Below are 5,186 nucleotides of genomic sequence, written 5' to 3'. Positions count from 1 at the left end.
GGGGGCTAACTAGTTACTGGCGGCGCCTCGAGGGGCTTGCCCCAGTCGTTGCTCAGATCGGTCCAATCTGGATTGTTTGCAATGATGAGGGCGATTTTCTTGCTGCGTCGCCAGCCTTTGAGTTCCTTCTCGCGGGCGATTCCACGCGTGATTAAGCCGAAGCGCTCGAAGTAGACGAGATGGTCGATGCGATAGCGTGCGGTGAAGCCATCGGGGAAGGTGTGGTTTTTGTGTTGCCAGATGCGCTGTTCGAGGTTGGTTGTGAAGCCGATGTAGAGGTGCTTGAAACTGCTGGCGAGGATATAGACGTAGGCGTACTCCGGCAAGGGTGGTTTCCTTTGGCACCCTCGGAATGTGGGGGTCCTTCGCTTCGCTCAGGATGACGGCGAAAAACAAACAACGACAACGACAACCGCAACCGCGACGGGCAGGGACAGGGACAACTGCAACGGACAGGGGCAACTGCGACGGCAACCTCAACCGCAAAAAGCAACTGCAAACCCAGCGGACCGCTGAGGTTCTTAATCCCTGATCACTGCTTCTACTGCGGGGGTGGGCTTCTTTTTGCGGCTCAGGACAGAGCTTCGGCGGCGGGTGCCGGTGGAGACGTGGTCGATTTTGTTCCAGAAGCCTACGAAGTAGTCCGTGGCGGAGATGATGGAGAGAATGGTCATCCAGTAGGTGGCCGTTATGGCGATGAGCTTGATGCTGATGGGGAACCAGCCTAGTAACCAGGTGTCCCAGCGGTGGTTGAGGATGGCGGCTACCACGGCGACGATCTGGACTACCGTTTTGAGCTTGCCGAGGTCGCTGGCCTGGATGGTGAAGCCTTCGCTGGAGGCGATGGAGCGGAGACCGCTGACGAGGAACTCGCGGCCAATGACCAGGACCGCGATCCAGGGCTTCATGACGTGGGGGTTGTAAGCGACCAGGAGGATGAAGGCCGCCGTGACCATTAGCTTGTCGGCGAGTGGGTCGAGGAGCATGCCGAGGGTGGTGATCTGGCCGCGGCGGCGGGCGAGGAAGCCGTCGAGGCCGTCGGTGACTGAGGCGGTGATGAAGATGGCGGAGGCGATGAGTTCCTGCTCGCCGTGGGCGCCGTGCCAGGGAAAGCGCGGGGAGAGTGCCCAGATCAGCAGAGGGACGCTTGCGATGCGGGTCAGCGTTATGGAGTTGGGCAGATTCACGTGACAGTGAGCCGGGCAGCGAATGCGAAGCCGCGAATACTGTCATTCTCCCATAAGAGCAGGGGTCGAGGATTAGGGAGCAGGTATCAAGGAAAGGCCCCGGCGATTACCGAGGCCTTTTCCTGGTGGCTGAGTCTGGGACCGGATCCTGCCGTTACGCGTAGATTCCGCGCTGCTTGGTGGTGTGGGCTACGCGGTCAATGGCCAGCATGTAGGCTGCTATGCGGTTGTTGACTCCGTGGGCGATGGAAAAGTGGAGGACGTCGTTGAAGCTGTCGATCATGATGCGATCGAGGCGTTGGTTGACTTCGTCCTCGGTCCAGAAGTAGCCCATGCGGTCCTGCACCCACTCGAAGTAGCTGGTGGTGACGCCGCCGGCGTTAGCGAGAATGTCGGGGATGACGAAGATTCCTTTTTCGGAAAGAATTTCGTCAGCGACGGGGGTGGTGGGGCCGTTGGCGCCTTCACAGAGGATGCGGCACTTGAGATCGGCGGCGTTGCGGCTGGTGATGACGTTCTCAGTAGCTGCAGGAATGAGGACGTCACACTTTTCTATGAGGATGGCGTCCTTGTCGAAGGCTTGGGCGCCGCTGAACTTGTGAATGGTGCCGGTGCGGGCTTTGTGCTCTAAGAGCTCGGAGATATCGATGCCGGCGGGATTGTAGAGAGCGCCATCGTATTCGCCGATGCCGATGATCTTGTAGCCCTTGTCCCAGAGTAGCTTTGCTGCGTTGGATCCAACGTTGCCGAAGCCCTGGATGATGACCGAGGTTTCAGAGGGGATCATGTTGAGGTGCTTGAGGGCCTGATCGGTGACGACGGAGATGCCGCGGCCGGTGGCTTCGCGACGGCCACGGGAGCCGCCGAGCGAGACAGGCTTGCCGGTGACGACCGAGGTCATCGTCTGGCCCATGTGCATGGAGTAGGTGTCCATGACCCATGCCATGGTCTGCTCGTTGGTGCCCATGTCGGGCGCGGGAACGTCTTTTTCGGGGCCGATGAATTCTATGAGCGCGGCGGTGTAGCGGCGGGTCATGCGCTCGAGTTCGCCTTCGGACATGTTCTTCGGTTCACAGATGACGCCGCCTTTGGCGCCGCCAAAAGGGATGTTGACGACGGCGCACTTCCAGGTCATCCAGGAGGCGAGGGCGCGGACTTCGTCGAGTGAGACGTCGGGGCCGTAGCGGATGCCGCCCTTGCAGGGGCCGCGGGAGATGGAGTGTTGGACGCGATAGCCGGTGAAGACTTCTATGTGGCCGTCGTCCATGGATACGGGGATGTGGACGATGATTTCGCGGGAGGGGTAACGGAGGACTTTCCAGATTCCGGGTTCGAGGTTGAGTCGTTTGGCGGCCTCATCAAAGCGCGCGGCTTGCGCGAGCCATGGATTGGTCTCCTGCTCCAGGGAGAGAGGAGCGGCGGGCGTGGTGGTTTGCATCGGTGTTTCCTTTTCTGCTGTGGGCCCAGTTCGGCCCAGCGTTGGAAGGCCTGCTAATGAGGCTTCCGTGGGTACTAATCGTTCTCCGGCCATCGTCTTGCCTCCTCGTGCAGGCCCAGCCCCAGTTAGACGCTTGGGCGGGAGTCGGGGAGTCAATTTATGAGTCAAATCAATCCTCGCTTGGTCAGACCGGTCTGTGACCAAACTTGGCGAGTATAGGCCTGTCTTTCAGCCGTCGGCAAGGTACATGAGTGACTTTATCGGTTCATTGAGAACAGGCGATTACGACTTGCGCAAGGTGCATGAAATGTGCGCAAAGACGGGGGGTTATTTGGAGGATCTAAGGGGCCTGTGAGGGGCGAAGCTGCATCTCAGGTGGAAGGTATTGTAGAGGCGTTAAGAGGAGAGACGATGATTCGAACGAAGATGATGGCTGGAGCGGTGGTTAGCGGTGTGATGTTGATGAGCGCGATGGGGTGTCAACAGGCTCCTGCGCCGGCGCCGACCGTGGTGGTGGAACATCAGAATGATGGGCATGACCGGGACCGGGATCGGCAGCAGCAACAACAGGCTCAGCAACAGCAGGCTCAGCGGGATCAGGCTCAGCGAGACCAGGCTCAGCGAGACCAGGATCACAGGAATCCTCCGCCTCCTCCGCCGCGGCGGCCGGAATAAGAGTGAGGTGCGGACGGGCTCCAGTGCGGGCGCTTCTCACGTAGGGACTGGGTGTGATCGCAAAGCGGCATGGACGTTTCGCTTATGACCGGCATCTCACGAGGAGCTTCATGTGGGAATCCGAATCAGGAGAATTCATAAGGAATGAAACTTAAGAGACAAATTGCTGCTTTGCTTTTCGCGAGCGTGGCGATGCTGGGGCTTGCCGGCTGCGACCATCATCATCATCACGATCACTACCCACCACCGCCGCCTCCACCGCATGGTGATCACTATTAGGACGAATCTTGTGAGTTGAAGACGAAGGTTGTTGTTGAAAGCGGGTGAGGCCTCTGGCTCGGTATGATGAGTGGATGCCTCACCCGCACTCGTTCACGACTCCAACTTTGCGCGAATTTCAGAAGCTGGCCCGCGAGCATTCGCTGGTGCCGGTGACTCGGACCGTGGCGGCAGATCTGGAGACGCCGGTGTCTGCGTTTCTGAGGGTGGCGGCGGAGGAGCCTGAGGCGTTTCTACTCGAGTCGGTGGAGGGCGGCGAGCAGGTGGGGCGGTACACGTTTATCGGGATTCGTCCGTATAAGAAGATGACCGCGAAGGGTGGGCGGATCACCGTTGTTGAGGGGCGGAAGCGGCGGACGTATGAGGGGGATATTTTTGAGGAGTTGAAGGCTGCGCTGGAGGGAGAGCGGCCGGCGAAGGTGGCGGGGCTGCCTCCGTTTACTGCTGGCGCGGTGGGGTTCTTTTCGTATGACGTGGTGCGCGTGATTGAGAAGCTGCCGGAGATTGCGAAGGACGAACTGCATGTTCCGGACGCGCACTTGATGTTCTTTGACGAGGTGCTGGCGTTCGATCATGTGAAGAAGGCGATTCATTTGATGGTGACGGTGGGGGCGCGCGGAAACGTGGATGCTGCGGGGTATCGGGGGGCAGAGAAGCGGCTGAATCGGCTGGAGAAGATGCTGAGTGCGGCGATTGTGTTGCCGCGCCGGCGGAAGACGGTGAAGGGGACACTGAAGCTGAAGGCTCGGACGAAGATGGGCGACTATTTGAAGGGCGTCGAGCGGGTAAAGGAATACATTGCGGCGGGGGATGTGTTTCAGTGTGTGCTGTCGCAGAGGTTTGATTGTGAGCCGGGGGTGGATCCATTTGAGATTTACCGGTCGCTGCGGATTGTGAATCCTTCTCCGTATATGTACTTCCTAAAGTTTGGGCTGGAGGGGGATAAGGCGAAGGCGCGGGAGGCGCATATTGTGGGGTCGTCGCCGGAGTTGCTGGTGCGGGTGCATGAGGGGAAGGTGGAGTATCGGCCGATTGCTGGGTCGCGGCCGCGGGGGAAGGATGAGGTTGCGGATCGGGCGCTGGAGGCTGATCTGCGCGCGGATGCGAAGGAGGTTGCCGAGCATGTGATGCTGGTCGACCTGGGGCGTAATGATGTGGGACGAGTGAGTGAGTTTGGCAGCGTGAAGGTGAAGGATTTGATGTTCGTGGAGAGGTACTCGCACATCATGCATTTGGTGAGCGCGCTGGAGGGGAAGCTGCGGAAAGGGCTGGCTCCGATTGATGCTTTCCGGGCTTGCTTTCCCGCGGGGACGTTGAGTGGGGCTCCGAAGATTCGGGCGATGGAGATTATTGAGGAGTTGGAGCCGGCTCGGCGAGGAGTGTATGGCGGCGCGATTTTTTATGCGGACTTTAGCGGGAATCTGGATTCGTGCATTGCGATTCGGACGCTGTTTATGGAGGGAGAGAAGGGGTATATCCAGGCGGGGGCGGGGATTGTGGCGGACTCGGTGCCGGTGAAGGAGCACGAGGAGTGTGGGAATAAGGCGAAGGCGGTGGTGCGGGCGATTGAGCGGGCGCGGGTGGGGTAGAGGAAGTATTTGGGACTT

6 protein-coding genes are annotated in these 5,186 nt (G+C 59.6%); 3 read left to right on the top strand and 3 right to left on the bottom strand.

The window, feature by feature from the left end; translation table 11 throughout:
- Positions 1-5: 5 nt before the first annotated feature.
- From GSQ80_RS16930 to GSQ80_RS16920, 3 genes are all read right to left on the bottom strand, one after another.
- Positions 6-326 carry a GIY-YIG nuclease family protein gene (locus GSQ80_RS16930; protein WP_158788855.1) on the bottom strand — a complete coding sequence of 107 codons (321 nt, stop codon included), beginning with the start codon at positions 324-326 and terminating at the stop codon, positions 6-8.
- Positions 327-521: 195 nt separating this feature from the next.
- The gene (gene pgsA, locus GSQ80_RS16925) at positions 522-1,187 is read right to left on the bottom strand and encodes a CDP-diacylglycerol--glycerol-3-phosphate 3-phosphatidyltransferase (protein ID WP_158788854.1); all 666 of its coding nucleotides are present in this window, start codon (positions 1,185-1,187) and stop codon (positions 522-524) included.
- Between the two features lie 154 nt (positions 1,188-1,341).
- Positions 1,342-2,625 carry a Glu/Leu/Phe/Val dehydrogenase gene (locus GSQ80_RS16920; protein WP_158788853.1) on the bottom strand — a complete coding sequence of 428 codons (1,284 nt, stop codon included), beginning with the start codon at positions 2,623-2,625 and terminating at the stop codon, positions 1,342-1,344.
- Between the two features lie 411 nt (positions 2,626-3,036).
- Here GSQ80_RS16920 and GSQ80_RS16915 point away from each other — a divergent pair, with 411 nt between their 5' ends.
- The 3 genes from GSQ80_RS16915 (at position 3,037) to trpE (ending at position 5,168) form a co-directional block, all read left to right on the top strand.
- Entirely contained in the window at positions 3,037-3,300 is a 264-nt protein-coding gene (locus GSQ80_RS16915) for a hypothetical protein (RefSeq protein WP_158788852.1), read from the top strand.
- A gap of 144 nt (positions 3,301-3,444) precedes the next feature.
- Positions 3,445-3,579, top strand: coding sequence for a hypothetical protein (locus tag GSQ80_RS23680; RefSeq protein WP_256369909.1), 135 nt, complete (start codon positions 3,445-3,447; stop codon positions 3,577-3,579).
- Between the two features lie 74 nt (positions 3,580-3,653).
- On the top strand, positions 3,654-5,168 hold the full coding sequence (trpE, locus tag GSQ80_RS16910) for an anthranilate synthase component I (RefSeq protein WP_158788851.1): 1,515 nt from the start codon (positions 3,654-3,656) through the stop codon (positions 5,166-5,168).
- Positions 5,169-5,186 lie beyond the last annotated feature (18 nt).

Origin of the sequence: Granulicella sp. L46, from assembly GCF_009765785.1 — a bacterium.
Taxonomy (GTDB): domain Bacteria; phylum Acidobacteriota; class Terriglobia; order Terriglobales; family Acidobacteriaceae; genus Granulicella.
This window is presented reverse-complemented; position numbering and strand designations above follow the sequence as displayed.

Bases quoted from the DNA above. Each gene is read 5' to 3' on its own strand.
- GSQ80_RS16920 (WP_158788853.1), bottom strand. From the start codon at position 2,625: ATGCAAACCACCACGCCCGCCGCTCCTCTCTCCCTGGAGCAGGAGACC.
- GSQ80_RS16915 (WP_158788852.1), top strand. From the start codon at position 3,037: ATGATTCGAACGAAGATGATGGCTGGAGCGGTGGTTAGCGGTGTGATG.
- GSQ80_RS23680 (WP_256369909.1), top strand. From the start codon at position 3,445: ATGAAACTTAAGAGACAAATTGCTGCTTTGCTTTTCGCGAGCGTGGCG.
- trpE (WP_158788851.1), top strand. From the start codon at position 3,654: ATGCCTCACCCGCACTCGTTCACGACTCCAACTTTGCGCGAATTTCAG.